Raw genomic sequence first — 23,902 nt, 5'->3', positions numbered from 1 at the left:
TCAAAGGCAAGCCCGCGGGACCCGACATGGACGCAGCCCACACCGCGCCGCGCGCGGCCACAAAAACCGCTTCAAGTCCCGCCAACCGGCTCGACCGCGCCCGCCAGGCCGCACCGCAGGTGTTCGAACGGTTGCGCAATGCGATCATCGCGCTGGAGCTGCCGCCGGGCGCGCCGCTGTCACGCGCCGAGCTCGCCGGCCAGTTCGGCGTCAGCTCGACGCCGGTGCGCGACGCCCTGATGCGGCTCGAGGAAGAGGGGCTGGTCGACGTGTTTCCACAGCACGCGACCGTGGTCAGCCGGATCGACATCGGCCGCGCCCAGCAGGCGCATTTCCTGCGCCAGGCGCTGGAGCTCGAGATCGTCCGCCTGCTCGCGGAGAAGCATGACGACGCCCTGATCATCCGCCTCGACCACGCCATCGCACTCCAGCAGCAATTCGCGAAGGCCGGCGAGTTCGAGGCGTTCATGGCCGCCGACAACGACTTCCACGCCCAGCTCTACGCCGCCGCCGGCAAGCAGGAGCTGTGGGCACTGGTGCGCAGCCGCAGCGGCCATATCGACCGGCTGCGCCGGCTGCATCTGCCCTCACCGGGCAAGGCCCAGAACATCGTGCGCCATCACAGGCTGATCACCCGCGCGATCAAGACCGGGGACGCCGACGCCGCGCAACAGCATCTGCGCAAGCATCTGTCGGGCACGCTGAGCGAGCTCGACAATATCCGGAGCCACCACCCGGAGTACCTGACGGACTAGTCAGGCGGCGTTGCGCCGGTCCGGCCCGCGATAATCGGCATCGTCGCTGTTGCGGCGGTCCATCGGACCAGTGCGCAGCCTGACGAAGAAGGCCTGGACCTCGGTGGCGAGACGTTCGGCTGCTCCCGAAACGTGGTTCGCGGCGCCCATCACGTCGTCGGCCGAGCGGTTGGTTTCCGCGATGGCGCCGGAGACGGTCCCGATGCTGGTCGCCAGCGTCTGCGTGCCCGACGCCGCCATCTGGACGTTCTGCGAGATCTCCCGCGTCGCGGCGCCCTGCTCCTCCACGGCGCTGGCAATCGCCGCGGTCACCTCGTCGATCCGGCGCATGGCGGTTGCGACCTCCTTGACGGAGGCGACTGCGCTGCCGGTCGAGTTCTGGATCGCGGCAATGTGCTGAGCGATGTCCTGCGTCGCATTGCGGGTCTGGTCGGCCAGCGCCTTGACCTCGGAGGCCACGACCGCAAAGCCGCGGCCGGCCTCGCCGGCGCGCGCGGCCTCGATGGTGGCGTTGAGCGCCAAAAGGTTGGTCTGGCCCGCGATCGCCTGGATCAAATCGACCACCGAGCTGATGCTCTGGGCGGCGTGCGCGAGGCCTTCGATCTCGGCCTCGGAGCGCGCGGTCACCTCGCCCGCCGACCGCACGGTCTTGTTCGACAGTTCGATCTGCCGGCCGATCTCGACGATGGAGCTCGCGAGCTGCTCGGCCGCCGCGGCGACGGTCTGGACGTTGACCGCGGTCTGTTCGGATGCGGTCGCTGCGGACGCGGCCTGGCTCGTCGCATGGTTGGCGATGCCGCCGAGGCTCTCTGCGGTCTGCCGCATGGTGCCGGCGTTCTCGCCGACCAGCGCGAGCAGGTCGCGCGAGGTCCCGCGAAATTCCTCGACCGCGTCCTCCATGTTGCGGTTGGCCGCTTCGCGCGCCTCCGCCTCGCGCGCGAGAGACGCCGCCGCCTGCTGCTGGGCGATGACGTTGTCGCGGAACTTCGCCACCGCCTGCGAGACCACTCCGATCTCGTCGCCGCGCCCGGCCGTCTTGAATTCGACACTGGTGTCGCCCCCGGACAGGCGCGCGGAATCGCCCACCAGCTCGACGATCGGACGGGTGATGGAGCGCGCAACCAGGATCGCAATCGTTGTCCCGAGCGCAAGCCCCGCGGCGAGCAGGATCCATTGCAGCAGCAGCAACCTCTCGACCGCGTCGGCCACGCTGCGGGCGTCCTCGGCGAGCTTCGACTGCTGGTCGCTCTTGAGTCCGCCGGAGCGCTTGCCATCGGCGTCCTTGCGACCGTCGAGCAGATCGAGGATGCGGGCTGCGCGCGGCGCGGCCTCGGTGGACAGGATGAAGACCGGCGCGTTCCATTGCGGCGTCCGGCGGATCGCGAAGATCTTTTGCGGCAGCGGGGTGAAGGCCTCGTTCGCCCTGGCGATGGCCCGGTAAGCGGTCGCCTGCCTTTCGGTGAGCAGATCCGCCTGGGTGCCGACCGATGCGAGCGCGGCCCTGAAGGTCGCCAGCGGCTTTTCGAACTTGTCACGGTCGGCCGCCTCGCCCGAGGCGACGTAGAGCCGCAATTGCGATCCCGACGCGGCGAGATTGCCGCGCACGTCGGCGAAGGTCTTGAGCAGGCGCTTGCGCTGGGGCGTCGCCTCCAGCGCCTCCTCCTCGTCGATCATCGAGGTGATCTCGGCGAACATGGTCGCGATCAGCGGCGCGGCCTCCTTGGCCAGGAGCTCGCTCGCCGGATAGGCCGACGGGGTGAAGGCGGCGAGTTCGGCCTTGTCCTGGGCCTGGCGGAACTCCGCGATCAGCGCCCTGGCTTCGCTCCAGTTGGTCTTGTTCTGCGGGTTGGAAAACCCCTCCGCCATGCGGTCGACCGCGGCGGCGGTGCGATCCAGGTCGGCCCAGACCGCCGCCCGGTCACGCTTGCCCTGCGCATCGCCGGTCAGCAGATAGCCGCGCAGCACCGAGAGCGTGGAGTAGAGATTGCCGACGAGTTCCGTGCTTGCGACTGCGACCGGCGCTCGCAGATCCACGACCGTCTTGATCCGCGACGAGATGTCCGAGACGGCGGCGACGGTGTAGATCACGGTCGCGGCGAGCAGAATGCAGATCAGCGCAAAGCCGCCGAGCAGCCGGGTCCGAATTCCGGTGTTCGCAATCGATTTGAACATGGAAGATCTCGTGCTGGTGGTCGGTTGATCGGTTGGCGTGGTGGGACGCCAGAATGTGAGCAATGAAATGCGCGAAATACTGATACGAGGACTGTCGGAGATTGTAGTCAGCGGCCTTTAATCCATAGTGAAGGCTCGGGTTCCGTACAACTACGGCGAGAGAAATATCTCCCGATGCTAAAACGGGTTACGATGTTTGGAACCAGGCCCGGCCTCAAATGCACGCAAGAGTGCGTATGATGTGCAAGGCATTGCCTCCCGGCGCGCCAGGAAAGGCAATCGCGGCAGACGCGAGGCGCTTGCGGGGCGGATAGAATCCGCGCAACAATTTCGTATTTGATGCCTTGATTTGCGGTCACTGGAACGTCCCAGCCGACCCGGAGGAATTCAGACGTGGCCAACATCCTGATCGTGGATGACGACCCGGCCGTGCAGATCACGATCCGGCTGCTTCTGGAGAGAGCCGGTCATCACGTCACCGTCGCCGGCGACGGCCACAAGGGACTTGCGCTGTTCGAGGCCAGCCCGTTCGACCTCTTGTTTCTCGACATCTTCATGCCCGGCATGGACGGGCTGGAGACGATGCGCCACATCCGGGCGCTAGCCCCGGCGATTCCGATCATCGTCATTTCCGGCCGATCGATCACGCCGGACGCCCATGCGGAGCCGGATTTCCTGAAGATGGCGACCAAGCTCGGTGCAGTGCAAGCCTTCAGAAGCCGTTCCGGGCAGACGCGCTGCTCGCCGCGGTGAGCGGCTGCCTCGACGCGGGCAAGCCGGAGGGGCCCGATGTCAGTACCGGCCGCCGATGACGAGGGCGTCTCCTCTGCTGCAGGCCAGAACACGCACGGTCATCCGGGAACCCCTGCGAATATCTCCATGACCCTCGCAACCCGGCTGGCCATCGCGATGATCCTGCTGGTGGCGGCTACCGTGACCGCCGTCGGCTGGCTGGGCTGTCGCAACATCACACAAGCCGTCATTCCGCGGGTGCTGGAGCGGGTCGAAGCCCAGTCACGCCTGCTGGCCACCAATCTTGAATCCTACGTTGCCGGCGTTCGCGGCGATTTGGTCGGCTATCGCTCCGCCGCGGCCATCAACGGTCTGATCCGGGCCCACCTCGGCGGAGGAATTGACGCTCTTGACGGCGTCTCGGAGCAGACCTGGCGCGAGCGTATCGCGGCGCGGCTCGCGGCCGAGATCGAGGCCAAGCCCAGCTATGGACAGTTTCGAATCATCGGTCTTGACGACGATCAGCGCGAGCTGGTCCGCGTCGATCGCTCCGGCCCGAACGGAGCAGTACGAGTTGCCCCCGACAGCGAACTGGAGCGCAAGAGCGAACGAACCTACTTTCAGGAAACGATACGACTGGCGCCGGGCGAGATTTATGTGTCGCCCATCGAACTCGCGACCCGCCAGGGGGGAACCACGGCCTTGCACACTCCGACCCTGCGGGCCGCGACGCCGCTGTTCACGCCCGACGGCAAGCCGTTCGGCATCATCATCGCCAATATCGACATGCGTCCGGTACTCGACCGCATTCGCTCGACGACGAGCTCGGGAGGCGAGATCTACGTCGTGAATGCGCGCGGTGACTATCTGGTTCATCCCGATCAGACGCGAGAATTCGGCTCGTTGCGCGCCCCCCCACCAACTGGCGCAGTGATTTTCCATTTTTCTCAGCCCTGGCAGGCTCGCCGGGAGTATCCACGCAGCTCGCGACCGATGGATCGGGCCGGCCGAGCGGCGCGGCGATCGCGCCTGCGCTGCTTGCGAGCAAGGAATGGGTCGCAATCATCGTGACCATTCCCCCGGCCGTCTTTGGCCGCGTGCCGGCCGCCATTCAAAAAACGTCCTTGCTCGTCGGCTTGCTTGCCGTCCTCGCCGCGGCTTCACTCGCGGTGCTGCTGGCGCGCTCCCTGACTCGCCCGATCGGGCGCCTGACCGCGGCCGTGGAGGCCATCGGCAGCGGACGGCCAGCGGACATTCCCGTCGATGCAAGCGGCGAGACGGGCGTGCTGGCGCGGGCCTTTGCCCACATGGTCGAGGAGATGAAGGCAAAGACGTCGGCACTGGAGCACGAGGTCGAGGAGCGGCGTCGCACCGAGGCCGTCCGCGACCAGCTCGCCGTCCGCGAAAGCCTGTTCAGCGCGGCGGTCCAATCCTCCGACGATTCGATCGTCCTGCAAACGCTCGACGGCATCATCATCGGCTGGAACGCGGCAGCCGAACGCCTCTACGGCTATTCGGCCGAGGAAGCGATCGGACAGCCGACGTCGATCCTGCTTCCGCCGGATCGCCGCGAGGAGGGCAAGGACTATCTTCGGCGGATTGCGAGGGGTGAGCGGATCGAACATTTCGAAACCGTGCGCCTGCGCAAGGATGGCAGCCCGGTCGAAATCTCGGTGAGCCTCTCACCGATCAGGGGCCCCTCCGGCGAGATCATCGGCGCCTCGGGCTCGGCGCGCAGCCTCACCGAGGCGCGACGGACCGAGCGGGCGCTACAGCAGCAGCTCGAGGAGCGGCGGCAGCTTTTCGACGCCTCGCAGGACCTGATCATGATCATGGACTCGCAGGACCATATCGCGCAGATCAGCCCGAGCTGCGAGGCCATTCTCGGCTACCGGCCCGACGACATGATCGGCTACAGCGGCGCCGATTTCATCCACCCGGCCCATCTCGAACAATCGCGCGAGGAAATGCGCGCACTCAGGCGCGGCGGGCACCCGAAGCTCGCCGACACCCGCTGCCTCCACAGGGACGGACGCGAGATCTGGCTGTCCTGGCTCGGCAACTGGTCGGATCAGGCCAAGCGCTACTTCTTCGTCGGGCGCGACATGACCGAGGCAAGGCTGGCCGAGGAGTCCTTGCGCGAAAGCGAGCAGCTGGCCCGCAACATCGTCGAGACCGCGCTCGACGCCTTCGTCCAGACCGACGACCGCAGCATCATCCTGAACTGGAGCTCGCGGGCCGAAGAGCTGTTCGGCTGGCGCCGCGACGAAGCGCTGGGCAGGAATGCGATCGACCTCATCGTCGCCACAGGTGAGCGCGAGAGGGTCAAGGCGGGTCTCGCACGCTTCCTCGATTCCGGAGACGGTCAGACGCTCAATCGCCGCCGCGAGCTGGTCTGCTGCCGCCGTGACGGCAAGGAATTCAAGGCCGAACTGAGCGTCACGGCGCTGAAGCGCCGCGAAGGCATTCTGTTCAACGTCTTCTACCGCGACCTCACCGACAAGATCGCGTCCGAGGAACGCATCCGCCATGCGGAGAAGATGGAGGCGGTCGGCCAGCTCACCGGCGGCGTGGCGCACGACTTCAACAACATCCTCACCGTGATCACCGGGACGATCGAAATCCTCAGCGACGCAGTGGCCAAGGAGCCCGAGCTTGCGGCGATCACCCGGATGATCGACGAGGCCGCCGGCCGCGGCGCCGAGCTGACCCAGCACCTGCTCGCGTTCGCGCGCAAGCAGCCGCTCCAGCCGCGCGAGGTCGACATCAATTCGCTGATCGTCGACACCGCAAAGCTGCTGCGGCCGACGCTGGGCGAGCAGATCCAGATCGAATCCGTGTTCGAGGAGGAGAGCTGCGTTGCGATCGTCGATCCCAACCAGCTCACCACCGCGATCCTCAACCTCGCGCTCAACGCCCGCGACGCCATGCCCGGCGGCGGCAAGCTGATCGTGGAGACGGGCGCCGCCTATCTCGACGAGGTCTATGCCAGCGTCAACGACGTCCGGCCCGGGCACTACGTGCTGATCGCCGTGAGCGACACCGGAACCGGCATTCCGTCCAACATGCTGACCAGGGTGTTCGATCCCTTCTTCACCTCGAAGGGACCGGGCAAGGGCACCGGGCTCGGGCTTTCGATGGTCTACGGCTTCATCAAGCAGTCCGCGGACCACATCAAAATCTACAGCGAGGAAGGCCACGGCACCACGATCAAGATGTACCTGCCGCCGGGCAAGACGGCGACGGCGGTCGGCGACGGTGTGATCCCCGCGACGATCGAGGGCGGACACGAGACGATCCTGGTGGTCGAGGACGACCGGCTGGTGCGCGACTACGTGCTGGCGCAGCTGCATGCGCTGGGCTACGTCACCTTGCAGGCTGCGAACGCCGCGGAAGCGCTCGCGATCGTCGCCGCCGGAAAGCCGTTCGACCTCCTGTTCACCGACGTCATCATGCCCGGCAGGATGAACGGACGGCAGCTCGCCGACGAGCTGATGAAGACGCGCCCCGATCTCAGGGTGGTCTACACGTCAGGCTATACCGAGAATGCGATCATCCATCACGGCCGGCTGGATTCGGGCGTTCTGCTGCTCGCAAAGCCCTACCGCAAATCGGATCTCGCGCGGATCATCCGCAAGGCGCTGCTGGGGTGAGACTTGGGAGTCATTCCGGACGCGCGTAGCGCGATCCGGAATCTCGAGATTCCGGGTTCGATGCTCCGCATCGCCCCGGAATGACGAAGAAATGTCCGCGACGCAACCGACCCTACGACGCGCGCTGCGCCGCGGTCATCACGATCCGGATCAGGTCGGCGGCATTGCGCGCACCGAGCTTCTTCATGATGTTGGCGCGGTGGTCCTCGATGGTGCGCGGGCTGATGCCGAGAGTGCGGCCGGCTTCCTTGTTGGAAGCGCCGGCGGCGAACTGCTCGAGCACCTCGCGCTCGCGCCGCGTCAACGGCTCGCGTCCGGGGAAATGCAGCGAGCCGAATTTCGGCGCTGCGTTCTCCGCCTGCCTGCGTGCATAGGCGCCGATCGCCTCGTCGAGGCGGCCGACGATCTCGCTGCCGCGGAACGGCTTCTCGATGAAGTCGAGCGCGCCGCTCTTGATGGCGCCCACCGCCATTGTGATGTCGCCCTGCCCGGAGATCATGAAGATCGGCGCCGGATAATCCTCACCGTGCAGCTCCTTCAGAATGTCGAGACCCGACTTTCCGGGAATGTGCACGTCGAGCAGGATCGCAGCCGGTGTGCGGTTTCGCGCGACGGAGAGCAGCGCTGCGCCGTCCGCAAAACAGATCACCTCATAGCCCGCCGCCTTCAACACCATCGACAAGGTGTCGCGAACAGCCGGGTCGTCGTCGACTACGAAGATTTCACCGCGAGAGGTTTGTTCGGCCATGTGCCATGTCCAATTGGCATTAGAGTCCATTCGGCATTGAGGACTCGCGTCCGCGCCAACCGTTATGGCGTTCGGCGCGGATTCGGCCCACCCGTATTTGTACGGGACATAGACTTAACGCACAAGTAGCGGCATGGCGCCTAATTGCGGGGGACGGAGAATATCCATGCTAAATTTGGCCAGCACGCCACCTCTCGTCACGACGCCCGAGGCCAACAGCCGTCAGTTGATTGCGGCCGACCTTCGCTGCCTGATCGCGCAGATCGAGAGCAGCATGCGCCTGATCGACGCAGCCATGATCGATGCAGGCCCGGAGCAGGACGACAACGGCGATCAGGCCGGTTCCGCCGACATTTTCGTGCTCGACGACGTCACGCCGCGCTATGCCACGGCGAGTGCCGCCCTCAACGTCTGCCGGGCGGGCCTTGGCCACGCCCTGCAATACCTGTCGGATTCCGGCGACCCGGTGTAGGTCGCGATCGGCGCGGCGGCGGCTGCATCCGATTGCATGGCAGCTCCGCGCGTCAGGTGCGGTGCCGTTCCACGATCGCGTCGCTGGCGACACCACCCCAGGTGTGGATCGCCGGCAGCCCCATCGCGGTCTTGCCGAGGTTGGCGAGGCTGATGCGCAGGGCCGCCAGATCGAGCGGCTTCGGCAGGCCCTGGAGCTGGATCCCGACGGAGCGGGCGAAGCTGCGGGCGGCGCTGCGGCGCTTGCCGTCCATGCCGCTGATGACGATCACGGCACCGGCGAATTTCGCGTTCGCCATCTCGCGCAACACGTCGATGCCGTCGCCATCCTCCAGCACGAGATCGAGCGTCACGCAGTCGAAGCGCGCGGCGCGCAGCTTCTCGATCGCTTCCGCCACGGACGGCGCCACGGTGACCTCGTGGCCGGCCTGCTTGGCGGCGACCGTGATCAGGCTGCGCTGCGTGGCGTCGTCATCGACCACCAGGAGCTGGAGCGCACGCCGCTCGGCGACGTCGGGCAGGTTCGACGGGACGGGGGAGAGGGAACTTCTGGGCATTGCCGTATTCCTGAGATTGAGACAGGCAATGGATACACGGCGCGCGCTTAGGCCACGTAAAGCTGCCGCGGCAAATTCGCCCGGATGTTTCAGCAAATGTAAAGCAACGTGGCGGAAAGCGCCGGCGCCGCCACGCGCCGGTCAGGCTGCCGCGTCGTGGCCGCCGGCGGCGCCGCGCTTCTTGCGGTTCTTGCCGCGCAGGAACTGGATGTCCATTTCGGCGCCGTTGACGCGCACCAGCTCGCAGCGGCGGTAGGCTAGGCCGGTGGACGACAACAGCAGGAAGAACTCTTTCAGGTTCAGCCCCTGGATCGAGCCTTCAACCGTGAGGATGGCGTCGGTGTCGGAAATGGCGTTGAGCTTGCAGTCACGGCGCCAGGTGCCGTCGATGGCCATGATGCAGACATCATAGCCGCGACTGAAGGTGACGCGCTCCGCGCCTTTTCCATCCTCGGCCATGCCTATCGTCCCGCCATCACCGCCATGCGCGGCGCCACGCCGGCGAGAGCCGGCTTGGCCACGGCTGCACGCGGATCGTTCGGCTTGTAGAGGCCGCGCCGGTCGGGAATCGGCCTGAACGTATCCGTCAGTCCGACCACGGTTTCGGCGGCACCCAGCACGAGGAAGCCATCGGGCTCGATCTGGCGCGCCAGGCGGTTGAAGATGTTGATCTTGGTGTCCTGGTCGAAATAGATCAGCACGTTGCGGCAGAAGATGACGTCGAACGTACCGAGCTGGGCGAAGTCGTGCAGCAGGTTGAGCTGGCGGTGCTGGATCATCGCCCGCAATTCGGGATTGATCTGCCAGGTCTCGCCGGTCTGCTTGAAATATTTCACCAGCATCTGGATCGGCAGGCCGCGCTGCACCTCGAACTGGCTGTAGACGCCGGCCCTGGCCTTCTCCAGCACCTCCTGCGACAGGTCGGTCGCGATGATCTCGACGCGCCAGCCGGTGAGGGCCGCACCCATTTCCTTCAGGCACATCGCCAGCGAATAGGGCTCCTGCCCGGTCGAACCGGCGGCGCACCAGATCCGCACGCTGCGGCGGCCGGCGCGCGCCCTGATGATCTCGGGCATGATGGTGTCGCGGAAATGATCGAACGGGACCTTGTCGCGGAAGAAGAAGGTCTCGTTGGTGGTCATGGCTTCGACCACGTCGGTGATGAGCGCGCGCGAGCCACCCTGCAGCTTCTGCACGAGCTCGGGGATGCCGGAGAGCCCGGCCTTGCGGGCGAGCGGCAAGAGGCGGCTTTCGATCAGATACTGCTTGTCTGCGGACAGATCGAGACCTGAATTGTCCTTCAGGAACTTGCGCAGATACTCATACTCGGTCGGGGTCACAGATGGCCTCTCGAAAGCTGTACTGAAAACACTCTGGCCGGAACACTCGGGCCAGACACACTCAGACCATGGCTTGTCCGACCGGGATCAAGCCGACTTCAGCGAACTTGTCGGCGATAATGTCTTTGTCGAAGGGCTTCATGATGTACTCGTTGGCGCCGCCACTGAGCGCCTGGGCGATATGGGCCACATTGTTCTCGGTGGTGCAGAACACCACCTTCGGCTGGTCGCCGCCGGGCAGGCGGCGCATGTGGCCCATGAACTCGAAGCCGTCCATGACGGGCATGTTCCAGTCGAGCAACACCGCATCGGGCAGTTGCCGCTGGCAGATCTCGAGCGCCTTCGAGCCGTCCTCGGCTTCGGTGACCTGGAATTCCAGGCCTTCCAGAATGCGGCGCGCGATCTTGCGCACGACGCTGGAATCATCGACCACCAAACAGGTCTTCATTTTGGTTCTCCGGCTTCGATGTTTCGTTGGTTCACGCAGCCATTTGCACTTTGGTTTCGAGCTCGAGGACGCGATCGACGTCGAGGACGACCATGAGCTGGCCGTCGAGGCGGTGGACACCGCCGGCGAGCTTGGCCATGCGGGGGTCGAGGTTGACGGGGTTTTCTTCCTTGCCGTCCTCGGGCAGGCGCAGCACCTCGCCGATCTGGTCGATCAGCAGGCCATAGGATTCGCCGCGCAGGTCGACACCGACCGCCATCGGCACCTTGCCGTCCTCGGGCCTCGGCAGGCCGAGACGGGCGCGCATGTCGACCACGGTGACGATGCGGCCGCGCAGGTTGAGGACGCCGGCGATCTCGCGGGAGGACAGCGGAACGCGGGTGACGCGCTCGGGCATGAACACGTCCTGGACGCGGGAGATCGGCAGGCCGAACAGCTGGCCGCCGATCATCGCGGTGACGTATTCGACCATGGCGCCTTCGGTGGACTGGGTCTTGTTGGCCATCAGCGTATCTCCTGATCCCGCTTTTTCGTTTTGAGCATGATCTCGTCGGAAAACCGCTTCACACTTTTCCGGATCATGCTCTTACGCCGCTGCCCGGCTCAGCTCGGAGGCGCCGGCGGCGCCCGCGGTCTGCTCCTTCAGCGCCGCGATCAGACCGGGACGGTCGAACTTGGCGACATAGTCGTGGAAGCCGGCCTGACGGCCGCGCTCGATCGCCGCCGGCGACACCAGCGCGGACAGGCCGATGATCGGCATCGCGCCGAGATTGTTGTCGGAGCGGATCACCTCGGCGAACTCGAACCCGTTCATGTCGGGCATCTCGATGTCGGTCAGGACCACGTCGAAGCTCTGGGCGCGCAGCGCGGCCAGGCCCTCCTGCGCGGTCGGCGCGGTGCGGACGCGGTAGCCGGCGGCTTTCAGGACGGGGGCCAGCATGTTGCGGAAGAACGCGGAGTCGTCGACCAGCAGCACCGACTGCGAGTGCATCGACGGCTTCATCTCCTTGCGGGTGAACCAGTCGGCGAACGCCATCGGCAGGAAGTGGCCGACGTCAATCACCTCGGTGGCCTGCCCCTTGATCACGGCCGAGCCCAGGATGCCCTGGCTGGAGCCGCCGACCTCGATGTTGAGGCGTTCCTCGACGATGTCGATGATCTCGTCGACGACGAGGCCCATGGAGCGGCCGTCGTCGGCGAACACCAGGATCGGCTGGGCGCCCTGGCTGGCAACGGTGACGCTCTCCATGGCGACGAGCGGCATCAGCTGCTCGCGGTACTGCACCATGTAGCGGCCGTTGCTGAACTCGATCTTGTCGGCGGGGAGCTCTTCGAGGCGCGTAACGAGCCCGAGCGGGACCGCCTTGGGCTGGGACGAGCCGGCGCGGAACACCAGCAGCGAGGTGGTCTGCTCGCCACTTCCGATGTGATGCGCCCCGTTCTCGTCGCCCATGTCATGGGCCGAGGAGCCGGCAGCACCCAGCGCCTTGGCAATGCCGTTGGGGTCGATGATCATGATGACGGCGCCATCGCCCAGGATGGTGTTGCCGGAGAACATGTCGATGTGACGCAGCTTCGTCGACATCGGCTTCACCACGATTTCTTCGGTGTGGAAGACGCCGTCGACGACGATGCCAAAGGTCTGGCTGCCGACCTGCGTCACCACGATAAAACCGTTCTCGGGATCGCTGGCCGCGCCGTCGTCGATCTTGAGCAGCTTCTTCAAATGGATCAGCGGCAAGAGCTTGTTGCGGAGACGAAGAACCGCCGTGTCCTTGATGCGCTCGATGCGGTGCTCGCTGTTGGCGCGGGCCCGGACCAGCTCGACGACGGAGAGCTGCGGGATCGCGAAGCGGTCGCCGGCGGCTTCCACGATCAGCGCGGAGACGATGGCCAAGGTCAGCGGGATCTTGATGGTGACGGAGGAACCCTCGCCGGCCACCGACTTGATGTCGATGGTGCCGCCGATCTGGTCGATATTGGTGCGCACCACGTCCATGCCGACGCCGCGCCCCGACACCGAGGTGATGGCGGCCGCGGTCGAGAAGCCCGGCGCGAAGATGAACTTGTGGATCTGGGCTTCGCTCATCTTCTCGAGCTCGGCCTCGGTGACGAGACCCGAGGAGATCGCCTTGGCCTTGATCCTCTCGGTGTTGAGGCCGCGGCCGTTGTCGGCGATGCAGATGATGATGTGGCCGCCCTCGTGATAGGCGGAGAGGCGGATGGTGCCCTGCTCGCCCTTGCCGGCCGCGAGCCGCTCGGCGGGGGTCTCCAGGCCATGGTCGGCGGAGTTGCGCACCATGTGGGTGAGCGGGTCCTTGATCAGGTCGAGCACCTGGCGGTCGAGCTCGGTGTCGGCGCCGTGCATCTCCAGCTCGATCTGCTTGCCGAGTTCGCTCGACAGGTCGCGGACGATGCGGGGCAGCTTCTGCCAGGCATTGCCGATCGGCTGCATGCGCGTCTTCATGACGCCTTCCTGCAGCTCGGCGGTGACGTTGGAGAGGCGCTGCAACGGCACCTTGAACTCGGTGTCCTCGTTGCGGCGGGAGATCTCCAGCAGCTGGTTGCGGGTCAAGACCAGCTCGGAGACCATGGTCATCAGATGCTCCAGCGTATCCACGTTGACGCGGATCGACTGGTTGGCGATGCGGTCGCCCTCGGAGGCGCCCTCGTCGGCCATCGACTTCTTCGGCGCGGCCTTCTCCTTGGCGGCAGGCTTGGCAGCTTCCTTGGCAGCCTCTTTGGCAACAGGGGCCGGAGCCGGCGCGGGCTCAGCCTTGACCTCGGCCTTGACGATTGGCGCGGGGATTGGGGCTTCGATCGCGGTCTCGCGGAAGGCGCGCTCGAGCTCGTCCAGCGACACCTCGCCCGGGCGCAGCGGGCGCTCCAGGGTCTGGTCGATCAGCGAACCCGTGGTCATGTCCTTGGCCGGCGCAGCGGCGGCCGGCGCTTCCGGCACCAGCGGCGGGGCGTCAGCAACGGGAGCGGCGCTGCCAGCCGCCATCGCCGCCATGCCCTGCTCGACCATCGCTTCCAGCTTGTCGATGAGATCGCGGTCGGTGCCCTCGGGCTCGGCTTCGGTCGCCTCGAGGCCGGCGAGGATCTCCTTGATGCGGTCGATCGAGGACAGGATCACCGTCACCGCCTGCCCCGTCACCGGCATGCCGTCGCGGAACTTGCCCATCAGCGTCTCGCCGGCATGCGCCAGCGCTTCCAGTCGCGGCAAGCCGAGGAAGCCGCACGTCCCCTTGATGGTGTGGACCAGGCGGAAGATGTTATCCAGGATCTTGGCGTTGTTCGGCTCCTGCTCGAACTTCACCAGCTGATTGTCGACGGTGTCCAGGCTCTCGCTGGTCTCCGTCAAGAACTCCCGCAACAGATCATCCATGAGCTACGCCTTACTGAGCTGGACTTCGACGCCTGAGCCACGCTTGGCATCGACGGAGGTCCCCGTCTGGATCGTTAGACATCCCCTTTCACGGTCCCGTTAATTTCATCCTCCGTGCTAATACGGATATTGAAGAGAAGTTTGCGGTTCGGTCACATGCGGCAACGCTTCTCGGTAAAACCGGCACCGAACCGTCGCGAAAAAAAGCGTTAGGTAAACGCGCCGATAACGGCGCGACGACGCGCGCGAAAAAATCCTGGTCGTGAAGGACGATATGCACGGCCCACGTGAAATCGAAGCCGATCGGGAGCGCTCTCGCGACCGTCGCGGCGTGCCCTGCCGGGATCCGCAAGGCCCGCGTTTGTGGTAAACAGACGCTTACCCCGCCGCTACGACGGCCTGCGCCGCGCTAACCCAGGCGCGCGGCCGAGGCAACGTCGTCGGAGCGGTGCTCCGCAAGGCAATCGTTGATGGCGGCGAGCAGAGCGTGCGGCGTGAACGGCTTGCGCAGACAGCGTGCCGCGCCGAGCTCGCGCGCCATCCGGAGGAAATCGGGAGCGGGTGAATTCAGATTTGCGAAAGCGTAGCCGGACATCGCGATCAACGGAATGGTGGGCGCCCGCTCGTGGAACACCCTGATCGATTCGAAGCCGCGCATGTGCGGCATGAAGATGTCGATGATCATCAGATCGAACTGTCCGTGTTCGAGAGCGCGCAGTCCGACCTCTCCTCCTTCGGCAATCGTCACCCGAAAATGGTTTCGCTGAAGATAGACCTCGATGGCCATGCACACCATCGGGTCGTCGTCGACAACGAGAATATGGCGCAGACTTTCTGTCCCCGTTTGAGCTTCCCGTTTCGGCGATTCAATAATTGAACCGTGGGGCACGCCTTTCTCCTCTGGTTGGGATCGAACTGACGGTCGCGAACGTCTTTGGCGAAGCCAGGAGGACGGAAACGACGGACGCGAAATCTGCAGCCATGCGGCGCCATGAATCGGCGCGATGTCCGGTCGCTGTAACCACTCGTCCAATAGACGAGGCTGCGCGGACTGACCGGTGTCCGATCGCCGCGCGGATGCAGTGCTCCCGGCTCATGAAGGCCCCCTGCCACTTTTTCCTGTGCGCCCTCACAGGACTGGCGCGAAGGTTCTCGAGCGAATCAGCGCGCTGTACTTATTTCCGCCGCAAATGCGGCAGCCTGTCTGCCCTCTAACGGGTATATAGACAGCACCACAACCTGTACAATATACTTTTGTTGCCGTGCAACTGAACGACGCAACAGGGTGCTGCATCGATCTTAGGTCGAACGCGCCGGAATTGATCCTGAATGACCACGAGCGGCTTCCCGCCCAATCAGTTGCTGCAAATGCTCGATGCGGCAGATTTCGACCTGCTGCGCCCCCATCTCGCGACAGTCGAAATGGTCAGGGAATCTGTCTTGGGCGAGGCGGGCGCCGCGTTGCGATACGTCTACTTCCCGCACGGCGGGTCCATTTCGATCACGCTGGGCTTGTCCGAAGGACAAATGATCGAGATCGCAATGCTGGGGCGCGACAGCGTCGTGGGCAGTGGCGCGGCGCTTGCCGACGGCATCGCGCCGGCGGACGCGGTCGTGCTTTTCCCCGGCACGGCTTCCATGCTTGAAATCGCGGCTTTCCGGACGATCGCCGCCGCGAGCGTCCCGTTTCGAAATCTGATGGTGCGTCATGAGCAGGTCCTGCTCGCGCATGCGCAGCAATCGTTGCTCTGCAATACGCTGCACCCGGTCGAGGCCCGGCTGGCGCGCTGGCTCTTGCGCGCCCGCGACCTGTCCGACAGCGCGATCCTTCCGCTGACACAGGAGACGCTGGCACAGATGATGGGCGTGCGGCGCAACGCCATTTCTCTCGTCGCGCATGCACTGCAACGGGCCGGCATTATTCGCTACACCCGCGGGCAGATCGAAATCATCGACCTGCGCGCGCTGGAGACGACGTCCTGCGACTGCCATTCGGCGGTCAAGGCCACCCATTCACGCCTGCTCGGAGCGCCGCGGTGACGAGAAGTCGATGCGACCGTTCTGCATGCCGAGGTGCACACAGCGCCGCGAAGGTGACCGTCGCACTCGGACAACTTGTCCCAATTGCCTATATATCCCGACGGGAACATGATGGAGCTTGCCCGTGCCGGGATCCGCAAATTCGCTCTCGCAAGTCCCTGCCTGACGAGACGGGAGGCAGTTTTGGAAACGATGGTGCGTCCGTCCAACGGTTTCCTGTCCGCGCTCACGGCGGACGATTATGAGCTGATCCGCCCATATCTGCGCACGGTCGAGCTGCCGCACGAGGCCGTGCTGGTCGAGACCGGCGAGACGCTCAAGCGCGCGTTCTTTCCCCACCGCGGCGTCATCTCGCTGGTGGTGAACCTCGCCAAGGGCGAGCATGTGCAGGTCGCCATGATCGGCCGCGACAGCCTGCTCGGCACGCTCTCGACCATGGGCGATACTTGCGCGCTGAACACGGCAATCGTGCTGGTTCCCGGCGTCGCGTCGGTGATGGATCTCGACCGGCTGCGCATCGCGGCCGACCAGAGCGGCACCCTGCGGACGTTGCTCACGCGCCACGGGTTGGCGGTCTACGCTCAGGTCCAGCAGACCGCGGGCTGCAACGCCGCCCATCCGGTGGAATCGCGGCTGTCGCGCTGCCTGTTGCACACCCATGATCTGTCGGGCGACTACCGGCTGCTGCTGACCCAGGAGGCCATGGCGCAGATGATCGGGGCGCGGCGCAACAGCGTGTCGCTGGTCGCCAATACCTTGCAGCAGGCCAATTTCATCCACTACAGCCGCGGGCACATCCAGATCCTGAACCTGGACGGCCTGCGCCAGACCGCGTGCGAATGCTACGCAACGGTGAAAGCCCAGTACGACCGGCTGCTCGGCCAGCGCTGACCGGCGCCGTCGCGTGGTAAACCTGCGGCTAACGCCGGCCTGCAAACACCTGCTGTCCCGCTACCGGAACTGAAATTCAAATGCCGTAGACACAGGCCGGACCTCGCGCCGGACGCGCCGCGCGACAAGCGGACCGTGACCAAGGCAGGCAAAGCCATGTTTGAAATGACCGCTGCGCCTGCGCAGGCAGCGCTCGATGCCGAGCCCGCGCGCGAGCCGGGCGCGTACGCGGCGCTGGTGCGCGAGATCGGCGAGGACGGTGCCGGCGAAGTGCGCGCCGTGTTCTGGAGCGAGACCTGCGCGCGCCTGCAACTGTTCCGCACGCTCGCGCTCGCGCAGCACCACGCGAAGATCGCGCGCGAAGCGCATTCGCTGAAGAGTGCGGCCGGGACGTTCGGCTATGCCAGGCTCGCGGCGCTGGCGCTGCAGCTGGAGAAGACCGCGGAGACGCTCGGTGAGGCCGAATTCGGTGATCTGCTGGAGCGCATGGATGCCGCCTACGCCGCCGCGCGCGCGCAGGAGCGGCAGGCATAGCGAGACCGATGCAACCCCGCCGTACTTCTACGGTTTGGGATTTTCACAGATGGCTAATCATAGGTGGCGATAGTCGCGGGAAACCAGGAGGGTTTCCATGTTCACCTACGAGACAGTGGACCAGAAGGAGGTCCGTCGCTTCCGTATCGCGCAGTTCAACGGCCGGATGGCGACGGTGAAGGCTGGCGAGTCGACGGTGACCGGCTTCGTGCGCTCGGTGCTGGAGCAGGAATCGAGCACCCCTCCCCGCTGGACCATCACGATCATTCCGAACGCGCCGAAGGAAGAGATCAAGCCGCTGCGCCCCAGCTCGCGCGCGCGCGCCTTCTCCGAAGACTATTTCTGAACGCGATCGGCTTCTCCCGCCCCCGCGCCGCCACCGGCGGCGCAAGACAAGAACCTCAATCGATTGAATGCAGCAGCGCCGCGCGGACGAGGTCCGCGGTATTGCGCGCACCGAGCTTGCGCATCGCCTCGGCGCGATGGCTCTCAAACGTGCGCGGACTGATCTGCATCCGAAGCGCACCCTGCTTGTTCGAATAGCCCTCACTGATCAGCCGGAGCACCTCGCGCTCGCGCTTGGTCAGCCGCTTCTGACCCGACAGGCCCAGGAGTTCGGGACTCGGCACGCGCTGCGCCTGCGGCGCACGGGCGATCTTCGCTTCGGCGTCCTCGATCCGGGGCGGGATCGGCGAGTCAACCTTGTGGGGGCCGGCAAGCTGCTTGACCAGGCCGCAAACGCGCTCGGTCTGCGTCAGCGCATTCTCCACCACCCGCTGCAAATAGGCACGGTCGCCCGTAGCCGGCGCGAGCTGATCGCTGTGATGCTTGATCTCGCCCATGTAGAGCAGGAGCGCAGTCAGGGGGCCGTTGAGCTCGCGGGCGATGACAGCGGCCATTTCGTCTGCGGCCTTGGCGCGAGCGGCGTTCAGGCGGACGAAATCGAGCTCTTCAGCCGGAGCAGTGCTGCTTTCGTACCATTCCGACGGCCGCGAATCGGTAGCCGTATCGTTCTGTGACCCCATGTGACCTGTTTAGCGGAACCCGGGCCGATCTGTGGTTAACTTTTTGCTCCGTAAGACTACGGTAATTTTGGCAGTTTTGCGCTAAAATACCGGCGTCGGCACAATTTATGCTTGCGCGAAGCTTGCCTTGACCATGCAAGGGTTGAGAATTTCGCCCACTTCCTGGGCAGACGGGCCGAAGCCTCCTTAACCGCCGTCGCCCGGACGGTCCTCCGCCGCCCCCGGATTTTACGGATAAATTAACGGCGACTTGCTTCTCTAGAGCCCGATTGAGAGCGCGCAAATGCCTCCATGCATTGAGCCCGTAGGCTTGCTGGAATCGTTGCGGAAGATTGCGTGCCATGAACGAGATCGATCGGCTGACCGAATTCTTGCAGAGGCTGACGCCGCTGTCGCGCAGCTGTCTGCTCAGCGAGCTCGAACGGCTCGAGCTGTGCGGCATCGACATGCCGGGCTCGGCCGACGTCCAGGCCCGCCTGCGCGCCGAGTTTCGCAAGGACGGTTCGACCCAGGCGCGCGCCACCAGCCCCTCGCGTTATTTCTTCGCCCCGCTCGAGCTGCTGCTGATCGACGGCGCACCCGAGCATGCCAATATGGGGCGAATTTCGCGCAACACCCTCACCCCGATCTGGGAGTGGATCTGCCGCGATCTGCTGCCAACCATGGCGCGCGACTACATCAAGGCGATCAACGACCAGGTCGCCGCCAACAACCCGAAGGAAGTGCTGAAGGTCGCGTCGATCTTCCAAACCAAGGTCGTCAAGGTCCTCGAGAACACCCTCGCATCAGCGGAGAGCGCCGAGTTCGCCCGCGGCAAGCTCGCGCAATACACGGCTTCGCGCAGCGCCTTCGACGACGTGAAGAAGATGCAGCAGGTGCTGCGCGCCGGCGCCGCGCTGCCGAAGTTCAACGAAAAGCTGCCCGAGAAGATCGCGAAATTCGACGACGGCCAGGTTGCCCAGATCACCGCGCAGCTCGATGCCTTCAAGAAGGCTCATCCCGAGGCGCTGCCCTTCGCGCTGGCGCTGGTGGCGCGGCGGCTGAAGACGTCCTGGCAATTGGTGCGCCTCGCCACCAGGGCCGCCGCGAGCAAGAGCGCGGCCGACGTCGCCGCCACGCCCTATGCCTGCGTCGTTGCCATGGTGCTCGACCGGCTCGACGACAAGCGCCTCGCGCTCAGGATCGCGCTCCGGCACAACCGGGTGCTGGTCGCCCGCGACCTGCTCGCCGAAATCTACGACACCGAATATGCGCTCAAGGTCCGCATCGACGGCATCGAGAATTGCGAATGGGGCGTCCGCCTCCAGCAATTGATGGACGCGATCGCGGCGCTGGTGGCCGCCGAGGTAAGCCGCTTCCCGGCCAATGTCGGACACATTCTCGGCTCGCGCCGGCTACGCAGTCACGATACGCTCGGCGGCAAGCTGTCCTACCTGGCGTGGAAGGGACGCGATGCCGTGCAGGACGGCGCGGCGGCGTTTCGCAAATTGATCGGGCAGACCTGACATCCGGCAGCGCACTCAATGCGCGCGCGGCAGGCACAGGAAGCGATCGAGAAATCGCCCTGACAGCACGAACCTGAACCACCAATACAATATCCGCCGCGTCGTCATTGCTGCGATCCTTGACAGCCCACCACCGGCTGCCTGGAGCAATAGCGCAGGTGCAGCAAACCGCATGTGATCTGCTTCACACTTGCGCCGCCGCGGCCACGCATTGTCGCAGAACCGTCACGAGCGGAGGCGGGACATGCGCGCATCGCGCGAGAATGAGTTCTTCGGCCGTAGCTGCCGCTCTTATCCTCCGATGCACGGCATGAGCCTTGGGAAGGAATCCGCGATGAGATCGAACCGACGGACATTGACGATGGCGGCCCTGCTTGCGGGCGCGCTGGCGCTCACATCGACGACGATGGCACAGACGTCGCCGCCGCAAGGCAATGCCGCGCCGACCGCCGACAACGCGGTGCTGCTCACCGTCTTCTTCAAGCACGACCAGTCCCGCCCGCTCAACGAGCTGAATGCGCAGCTCGATAGGCAGGGATTCCACAAAGCGTTTCCGCCGCCCGGAATCGAGGTCGTGAGCTGGTACGTGATGATGGGCATCGGCCAGGTGATCACGCTGCGCCTGCCGGCTTCGCGGCTGCGCGAGGTCAATCGCGTCATCGAGGATACCGCGTGGGGCTCGTACCGCACCGAGTTCTATCCGACCTATGACTACAAGGCGGTCGGCATGGCTCAGCACGACAAAGCCACAGCCAATTGAGGCGAGCGTTATTCAATTGGGCGACACGCGAACGGCTTCGTCCAATTGCAGGACACCGGTCTTGATCTCGCAGCGGCCGCATCTTTCAAAAATCTCTCGCGATGACCGTGTCATGCGCCCGTCACGCACGGTCAGACGTAAAGACTCTTCGAAGAAGATCCGAACAATTTTAGGAATGATGAGGGCTTTAACGTTACCCAGATAATCCGACGATCGACTGAAGCCCTCCATATTTGAAACTGCTCCCATCGCTAACACCGTCGCGGAACGGGAGTGGTTTGCGATGAACGATCAAATTGTAGAACTCGCCGGCGGAAGGCCCAGAACCTTCGGACGGCGAAAGGTAACGCCGCGCGCTTGCGTCGCCGACGGCAAGCGCCATCTGCGTGCTTTCCTCGCCGAGGTGCTGGAGGATCTCGGCTTCGTCACGACCGAATGCGCCAGCGCGGAGGAGCTGCAAACCGTACTGACGCGCGAGCTGCCGGATCTGATCCTGCTCGGAATCGCCGCCGACGGCATCGAGCCCGGGACATTTCTGCAGACGCTGGTTCGCGAGGCATTCGACGGCAAGGTTCTCGCCGTCGGCGCCCGCGAGTCGATCATCGTCAGGGCCGTGCAGCAGGTCGGCGAGGAATATGGCCTTGCGATGCTGCCGCCGCTGACCACGCCCTTTGCCGCCGAGACGCTGCGCGAGCGCGTCGCGATGCTGCTGCCGGAGGAGCCGGCGCCGAGCCCGGCCGTGCATGTCGGCGAGGCCCTGCATGCCGGCTGGCTCGAGCTCTGGTATCAGCCCAAGATCGACGCGAGGACGCTGATCCGCAACGGCGCCGAGGCACTGGTGCGGATCCGCCACCCGACCTGGGGCGTGGTGCCGCCCGCCTATTTCATCCCCGAGGCGCACGATCCGCATCTGCGCGACCTGTCCGAATTCGTGATCGGGCGCGCCGTGCAGGACTGGCACTATCTGCTGGAGCACCAGAGCCCGGTCGATCTCTCGATCAACCTGCCGGCCTCGTATCTGAAGGAGCCGCAGGCCGTGCGCGATCTCTGCCGGCGCGTGCCGACGCATCCGGCCTTCGGCGGACTGACGATCGAGATCGACAGCGAGGAGGCGATCCGCGACCTCGATCACCTCGCCGAGGTGGCGCGCGAAGTGCGCCTGCACAATATCGGCCTGTCGATCGACAATCTCGGCGCCAACTGGCCGTCGCTGATGGACCGGGACAGGCTCCCCTTCATCAAGCTGAAGGCCGACCGGCACTTCGTCACCGGCAGCGGCAATGACCGCCTCAAGCGCACGGTGTGCCGCCACATCGTCGAGCTTGCGCAGGGCTACGGTGCGTGCGCGATCGCCGAAGGCGTCGAGAGCCGCGCCGACCTCGTCGCCGCGAACGAGCTTGGCTTCGACTTCGTGCAGGGCTTTCTGTTCGGCAAGCCGATGCCGCTGAAGAAGTTTGCCCGTTCGACGCTGACGAAGACGGTGATGGAGTGAGCGCGTTCGCGGCGATCACGCTCGCAAGCGTGCACTGTCGATTGCTTCGAAGCGCTTCCGGCGTGCCACGCGCGGGTGTCGTGATCCCGCGCGCGTTCGCCGTGATGCAAGGCAATTCGGAGAACTACGCTGTTGCCGCGCGAACATCCGTCGGCTGCGGCAATGGGCTGTCGTCAGGCAAACCGCCGCGCGAAGAAGACGCAGACGACGACGAGCGCGGTCGCGGCGATCATGCTCCATGCGACCGGCTCATGCAGCAGGAGGCCGGCAAGCGCGAGACCGAAGAACGGCTGGAGCTGCTGCAACTGACCGACGCGCGCGATGCCGCCGATCGCAAGGCCGCGGTACCAGAAGATGAAGCCGACGAACATGCTGAAGATCGAGACGTAGGCGAGCCCGATCCAGGCCGGCGCACCGACGCCGCTCCATGTCGACGGCCAGGTCAGGATCGCGACCGACACCATCAGCGGCACCGCAAGCAGCAGCGCCCAGGAGATCACCTGCCAGCCGCCGAGGCGGCGCGACAAAGCGGCGCCTTCGGCATAGCCGAGCCAAGTATCTGGCCTTCTACAATCAGGGACGCCCTCACTCGAGCCTTGACGGGCGCACGCCCGACGAGGCTTACTTCGGCACGCAAGCTATGGTGATGGCCGCATGACCGTCGCCGACGGTTTTGTCGTCGCTCTGGTCGGGCTACGCCCTCCCGACGCAACGACAAAACCGTAAAGCCCCGCGTTCAGCATAACCCGGCAGGAATCCACTTAAATCCAGCGGGGCGCTGTCCAAACAACCGGGGCCAGCTCTCCCACACAGCACGATCGCGGCGACCATCAGCAGATCGCCGGCGAGTGACGCCGAGCCGTCGTTGGAGAGAGCAAAGCCGCCCACCGTGGCGCTGCCGAGGATCGCGAACAGCCAGAACAGCGGTCTTGGCCGCTCGCCGCCGCGCAGCACGGCGAAGATCGCGGTCGAGAGCGGCAAGAGGCCGATGAACACGATCGAATGCGCGGAGGTGATGTGCTGGAGCGCAAGCGCCGTCAGCAGGGGGAAGCCGACCACCACGCCGATCGAGACGATGGCGAGCGAGGCGAGATCCTTTCGCTGCGGCCGCGCCTGACGGAGCAGGCCGAGCACGGCCGCGCCTATCAGCGCGGCGATGACCGCGCGCGCCGACGTCAGGAACAGCGCGGAGAAGCCGCCGACCGCCACGCGCGTCGCCGGCAGCGAGCCGCTGAAGATGATGACGCCGAGAAGCCCGTTGCCCCAGCCGCTGCCCGCCGATTGCATGTCCGCCTCGTCTTCTTGGGCGGCGATACTCGGCCTTCACCGGTGGCAAGAACAGCCACAATCCAGTACAATCCGGCCAAACTGTATGGGTATGGAAGGCAGTA

The 23,902-nt window shown here is 65.3% G+C and carries 20 protein-coding genes and 5 pseudogenes; 12 read left to right on the top strand and 13 right to left on the bottom strand.

Going from position 1 to position 23,902, the window contains the following annotated elements:
• The first annotated feature begins 26 nt into the window (after positions 1-26).
• Positions 27-755: a GntR family transcriptional regulator gene (locus tag ACFLEY_RS01835; protein ID WP_060909769.1), complete on the top strand. Its 729-nt coding sequence runs from the start codon at positions 27-29 to the stop codon at positions 753-755.
• Here the strand turns inward: ACFLEY_RS01835 and ACFLEY_RS01830 are convergent, their stop codons facing one another.
• Complete coding sequence (locus tag ACFLEY_RS01830) at positions 756-2,927, bottom strand: methyl-accepting chemotaxis protein (protein WP_060909768.1); 2,172 nt, start codon at positions 2,925-2,927, stop codon at positions 756-758.
• Between the two features lie 393 nt (positions 2,928-3,320).
• On the opposite strand from ACFLEY_RS01830, the pseudogene ACFLEY_RS01825 reads away from it, so the two are divergent.
• Both ACFLEY_RS01825 and ACFLEY_RS01820 read left to right on the top strand, forming a co-directional pair.
• A pseudogene (locus ACFLEY_RS01825) lies at positions 3,321-3,739 on the top strand (response regulator).
• Positions 3,717-7,312 (top strand): annotated as a pseudogene (locus tag ACFLEY_RS01820) (PAS domain S-box protein). Before ACFLEY_RS01825 ends, ACFLEY_RS01820 begins: the two co-directional pseudogenes overlap by 23 nt.
• A 112-nt stretch (positions 7,313-7,424) precedes the next feature.
• Here the strand turns inward: ACFLEY_RS01820 and ACFLEY_RS01815 are convergent.
• The gene (locus ACFLEY_RS01815; protein WP_011083218.1) at positions 7,425-8,060 is read right to left on the bottom strand and encodes a response regulator transcription factor; all 636 of its coding nucleotides are present in this window, start codon (positions 8,058-8,060) and stop codon (positions 7,425-7,427) included.
• A 166-nt stretch (positions 8,061-8,226) separates the two neighbouring features.
• Between ACFLEY_RS01815 and ACFLEY_RS01810 the strand changes: the two genes are divergently transcribed.
• On the top strand, positions 8,227-8,532 hold the full coding sequence (locus tag ACFLEY_RS01810) for a hypothetical protein (RefSeq protein WP_060909767.1): 306 nt from the start codon (positions 8,227-8,229) through the stop codon (positions 8,530-8,532).
• A gap of 52 nt (positions 8,533-8,584) precedes the next feature.
• On the opposite strand, the gene ACFLEY_RS01805 is transcribed toward ACFLEY_RS01810, so the two are convergent.
• The 7 genes from ACFLEY_RS01805 to ACFLEY_RS01775 form a co-directional block, all read right to left on the bottom strand.
• Positions 8,585-9,088, bottom strand: a complete 504-nt coding sequence (locus ACFLEY_RS01805; RefSeq protein WP_011083220.1) for a response regulator — start codon at positions 9,086-9,088, stop codon at positions 8,585-8,587.
• A gap of 141 nt (positions 9,089-9,229) precedes the next feature.
• The gene (locus ACFLEY_RS01800; protein WP_011083221.1) at positions 9,230-9,547 is read right to left on the bottom strand and encodes a hypothetical protein; all 318 of its coding nucleotides are present in this window, start codon (positions 9,545-9,547) and stop codon (positions 9,230-9,232) included.
• Positions 9,548-9,549: 2 nt separating this feature from the next.
• A complete protein-coding gene (locus ACFLEY_RS01795) occupies positions 9,550-10,428 on the bottom strand; it encodes a protein-glutamate O-methyltransferase CheR (protein ID WP_060909766.1) in 879 nt (292 codons plus the stop codon).
• A gap of 61 nt (positions 10,429-10,489) precedes the next feature.
• Positions 10,490-10,876, bottom strand: coding sequence for a response regulator (locus ACFLEY_RS01790; protein WP_028143851.1), 387 nt, complete (start codon positions 10,874-10,876; stop codon positions 10,490-10,492).
• Between the two features lie 31 nt (positions 10,877-10,907).
• Positions 10,908-11,381 carry a chemotaxis protein CheW gene (locus ACFLEY_RS01785; protein WP_011083224.1) on the bottom strand — a complete coding sequence of 158 codons (474 nt, stop codon included), beginning with the start codon at positions 11,379-11,381 and terminating at the stop codon, positions 10,908-10,910.
• Between the two features lie 81 nt (positions 11,382-11,462).
• Complete coding sequence (locus ACFLEY_RS01780; RefSeq protein ID WP_060910700.1) at positions 11,463-14,264, bottom strand: hybrid sensor histidine kinase/response regulator; 2,802 nt, start codon at positions 14,262-14,264, stop codon at positions 11,463-11,465.
• A 409-nt stretch (positions 14,265-14,673) separates the two neighbouring features.
• On the bottom strand, positions 14,674-15,153 hold the full coding sequence (locus ACFLEY_RS01775) for a response regulator (RefSeq protein WP_082755765.1): 480 nt from the start codon (positions 15,151-15,153) through the stop codon (positions 14,674-14,676).
• A 440-nt stretch (positions 15,154-15,593) separates the two neighbouring features.
• Here ACFLEY_RS01775 and ACFLEY_RS01770 point away from each other — a divergent pair, with 440 nt between their 5' ends.
• The 4 genes from ACFLEY_RS01770 (at position 15,594) to ACFLEY_RS01755 (ending at position 18,075) form a co-directional block, all read left to right on the top strand.
• Entirely contained in the window at positions 15,594-16,304 is a 711-nt protein-coding gene (locus tag ACFLEY_RS01770; protein WP_211434417.1) for a Crp/Fnr family transcriptional regulator, read from the top strand.
• Between the two features lie 192 nt (positions 16,305-16,496).
• On the top strand, positions 16,497-17,195 hold the full coding sequence (locus tag ACFLEY_RS01765) for a Crp/Fnr family transcriptional regulator (protein WP_171901173.1): 699 nt from the start codon (positions 16,497-16,499) through the stop codon (positions 17,193-17,195).
• Positions 17,196-17,351: 156 nt separating this feature from the next.
• Positions 17,352-17,729, top strand: a complete 378-nt coding sequence (locus ACFLEY_RS01760) for an Hpt domain-containing protein (protein WP_060912824.1) — start codon at positions 17,352-17,354, stop codon at positions 17,727-17,729.
• 97 nt (positions 17,730-17,826) lie between these two features.
• The gene (locus ACFLEY_RS01755) at positions 17,827-18,075 is read left to right on the top strand and encodes a hypothetical protein (protein ID WP_060909763.1); all 249 of its coding nucleotides are present in this window, start codon (positions 17,827-17,829) and stop codon (positions 18,073-18,075) included.
• A 55-nt stretch (positions 18,076-18,130) separates the two neighbouring features.
• Here the strand turns inward: ACFLEY_RS01755 and ACFLEY_RS01750 are convergent, their stop codons facing one another.
• Positions 18,131-18,754, bottom strand: coding sequence for a helix-turn-helix transcriptional regulator (locus ACFLEY_RS01750; RefSeq protein ID WP_060909762.1), 624 nt, complete (start codon positions 18,752-18,754; stop codon positions 18,131-18,133).
• A gap of 341 nt (positions 18,755-19,095) precedes the next feature.
• On the opposite strand from ACFLEY_RS01750, the gene ACFLEY_RS01745 reads away from it, so the two are divergent.
• Positions 19,096-20,259, top strand: coding sequence for a hypothetical protein (locus ACFLEY_RS01745; protein ID WP_060909761.1), 1,164 nt, complete (start codon positions 19,096-19,098; stop codon positions 20,257-20,259).
• A gap of 334 nt (positions 20,260-20,593) precedes the next feature.
• Entirely contained in the window at positions 20,594-21,019 is a 426-nt protein-coding gene (locus ACFLEY_RS01740; protein WP_161532699.1) for a hypothetical protein, read from the top strand.
• A gap of 12 nt (positions 21,020-21,031) precedes the next feature.
• Here ACFLEY_RS01740 and ACFLEY_RS01735 read toward each other — a convergent pair whose 3' ends face one another.
• On the bottom strand, positions 21,032-21,250 hold the full coding sequence (locus ACFLEY_RS01735; RefSeq protein ID WP_129557423.1) for a hypothetical protein: 219 nt from the start codon (positions 21,248-21,250) through the stop codon (positions 21,032-21,034).
• Positions 21,251-21,302: 52 nt separating this feature from the next.
• Here ACFLEY_RS01735 and ACFLEY_RS01730 point away from each other — a divergent pair, with 52 nt between their 5' ends.
• A complete protein-coding gene (locus ACFLEY_RS01730) occupies positions 21,303-22,511 on the top strand; it encodes an EAL domain-containing protein (RefSeq protein WP_028174835.1) in 1,209 nt (402 codons plus the stop codon).
• Positions 22,512-22,684: 173 nt separating this feature from the next.
• On the opposite strand, the pseudogene ACFLEY_RS01725 reads toward ACFLEY_RS01730, so the two are convergent.
• Positions 22,685-23,062: pseudogene (locus ACFLEY_RS01725) on the bottom strand (EamA family transporter); the annotation flags it as partial.
• Between ACFLEY_RS01725 and ACFLEY_RS01720 the strand changes: the two are divergent.
• Positions 23,050-23,169: pseudogene (locus ACFLEY_RS01720) on the top strand (IS3 family transposase); the annotation flags it as partial. The pseudogenes ACFLEY_RS01725 and ACFLEY_RS01720 sit on opposite strands and share 13 nt — an antisense overlap.
• Before the next feature lie 146 nt (positions 23,170-23,315).
• Here the strand turns inward: ACFLEY_RS01720 and ACFLEY_RS01715 are convergent.
• A pseudogene (locus tag ACFLEY_RS01715) lies at positions 23,316-23,798 on the bottom strand (EamA family transporter); the annotation flags it as partial.
• Positions 23,799-23,902 lie beyond the last annotated feature (104 nt).

Source organism: Bradyrhizobium sp. YCK136, from assembly GCF_044570075.1.
Lineage (GTDB): Bacteria > Pseudomonadota > Alphaproteobacteria > Rhizobiales > Xanthobacteraceae > Bradyrhizobium > Bradyrhizobium diazoefficiens.
This window is presented reverse-complemented; position numbering and strand designations above follow the sequence as displayed.

What these genes read in the sequence shown, in the direction of transcription:
- ACFLEY_RS01835 (WP_060909769.1), top strand. Translation starts at nt 27, where the DNA reads ATGGACGCAGCCCACACCGCGCCGCGCGCGGCCACAAAAACCGCTTCA.
- ACFLEY_RS01830 (WP_060909768.1), bottom strand. Translation starts at nt 2,927, where the DNA reads ATGTTCAAATCGATTGCGAACACCGGAATTCGGACCCGGCTGCTCGGC.
- ACFLEY_RS01815 (WP_011083218.1), bottom strand. Translation starts at nt 8,060, where the DNA reads ATGGCCGAACAAACCTCTCGCGGTGAAATCTTCGTAGTCGACGACGAC.
- ACFLEY_RS01810 (WP_060909767.1), top strand. Translation starts at nt 8,227, where the DNA reads ATGCTAAATTTGGCCAGCACGCCACCTCTCGTCACGACGCCCGAGGCC.
- ACFLEY_RS01805 (WP_011083220.1), bottom strand. Translation starts at nt 9,088, where the DNA reads ATGCCCAGAAGTTCCCTCTCCCCCGTCCCGTCGAACCTGCCCGACGTC.
- ACFLEY_RS01800 (WP_011083221.1), bottom strand. Translation starts at nt 9,547, where the DNA reads ATGGCCGAGGATGGAAAAGGCGCGGAGCGCGTCACCTTCAGTCGCGGC.
- ACFLEY_RS01790 (WP_028143851.1), bottom strand. Translation starts at nt 10,876, where the DNA reads ATGAAGACCTGTTTGGTGGTCGATGATTCCAGCGTCGTGCGCAAGATC.
- ACFLEY_RS01785 (WP_011083224.1), bottom strand. Translation starts at nt 11,381, where the DNA reads ATGGCCAACAAGACCCAGTCCACCGAAGGCGCCATGGTCGAATACGTC.
- ACFLEY_RS01780 (WP_060910700.1), bottom strand. Translation starts at nt 14,264, where the DNA reads ATGGATGATCTGTTGCGGGAGTTCTTGACGGAGACCAGCGAGAGCCTG.
- ACFLEY_RS01770 (WP_211434417.1), top strand. Translation starts at nt 15,594, where the DNA reads ATGACCACGAGCGGCTTCCCGCCCAATCAGTTGCTGCAAATGCTCGAT.
- ACFLEY_RS01765 (WP_171901173.1), top strand. Translation starts at nt 16,497, where the DNA reads ATGGTGCGTCCGTCCAACGGTTTCCTGTCCGCGCTCACGGCGGACGAT.
- ACFLEY_RS01760 (WP_060912824.1), top strand. Translation starts at nt 17,352, where the DNA reads ATGTTTGAAATGACCGCTGCGCCTGCGCAGGCAGCGCTCGATGCCGAG.
- ACFLEY_RS01755 (WP_060909763.1), top strand. Translation starts at nt 17,827, where the DNA reads ATGTTCACCTACGAGACAGTGGACCAGAAGGAGGTCCGTCGCTTCCGT.
- ACFLEY_RS01750 (WP_060909762.1), bottom strand. Translation starts at nt 18,754, where the DNA reads ATGGGGTCACAGAACGATACGGCTACCGATTCGCGGCCGTCGGAATGG.
- ACFLEY_RS01745 (WP_060909761.1), top strand. Translation starts at nt 19,096, where the DNA reads ATGAACGAGATCGATCGGCTGACCGAATTCTTGCAGAGGCTGACGCCG.
- ACFLEY_RS01740 (WP_161532699.1), top strand. Translation starts at nt 20,594, where the DNA reads ATGAGATCGAACCGACGGACATTGACGATGGCGGCCCTGCTTGCGGGC.
- ACFLEY_RS01735 (WP_129557423.1), bottom strand. Translation starts at nt 21,250, where the DNA reads ATGGAGGGCTTCAGTCGATCGTCGGATTATCTGGGTAACGTTAAAGCC.
- ACFLEY_RS01730 (WP_028174835.1), top strand. Translation starts at nt 21,303, where the DNA reads ATGAACGATCAAATTGTAGAACTCGCCGGCGGAAGGCCCAGAACCTTC.